The sequence below is a fragment of the Photorhabdus sp. P32 genome, from assembly GCF_038085095.1.
Classification (GTDB): domain Bacteria; phylum Pseudomonadota; class Gammaproteobacteria; order Enterobacterales; family Enterobacteriaceae; genus Photorhabdus; species Photorhabdus luminescens.
This window is the reverse complement of sequence record NZ_JAZGJN010000052.1, coordinates 1-627: the sequence shown is the minus strand read 5'-3', so window position 1 is coordinate 627 and position 627 is coordinate 1. Positions and strand designations below refer to the sequence as shown.

The following is a 627-nucleotide window of genomic DNA, read 5'->3' as shown; positions in this document are numbered from 1 at the left end:
TTAATGACTTTATGTCATTTGATTTATCGGAGGAAATCACTGAACTTCCTTTGGGAGAGGATAAGCAATTTACCATTATCCTAGAATTTGACTGTAACATTCCCATAGAGGATATTACACCCGCATTTATCCCCCACTGCGTACCGGTTATCAACCTGGTTCCGACAAAAACAAAACCGATTGCATTTGAAAAGGGCAAATCGCTTTATGTATTAGAAGCAGATGAAATCTTTAGTATTGACAAAGTTAAACTCCAATCTGAACCAGAGGAAACATCCGACGGATCTGACCACTGCGTTCCTCTTATCGATAGCGCGCAACTGGCAGCCTGCCATTTTGCCGAACCCAGTGACAAGATATTGCTTTTTAACTATATACGGGAACAATCGCCATTTGGTGGAAGCCAAATTAATCTTACGTTTCATGATCATCAGGCAAAACCCATAACAGAGCATCACTATCGCGACTTTTACTGCCAATATCACCGATTTCATGCGCAAGCACGGACATTGGGCATCGGGGAAATTTGTATACCAAGCGAGCAGATACCCAGCCATATTCAGGCCAGAAATATCGTGCCGGCGTCAAAAGATTTTCCTGCCGTAGTAAACAGTCATCAACATTGGC

The 627-nt window shown here is 42.6% G+C and carries 1 protein-coding gene; it reads left to right on the top strand.

Translation table 11 applies throughout. The features are described 5' to 3' along the window. Positions 1-627 (top strand): type VI secretion system baseplate subunit TssF (locus V2H77_RS23500; protein ID WP_341497193.1); only part of this gene is annotated, 627 nt, incomplete at both ends.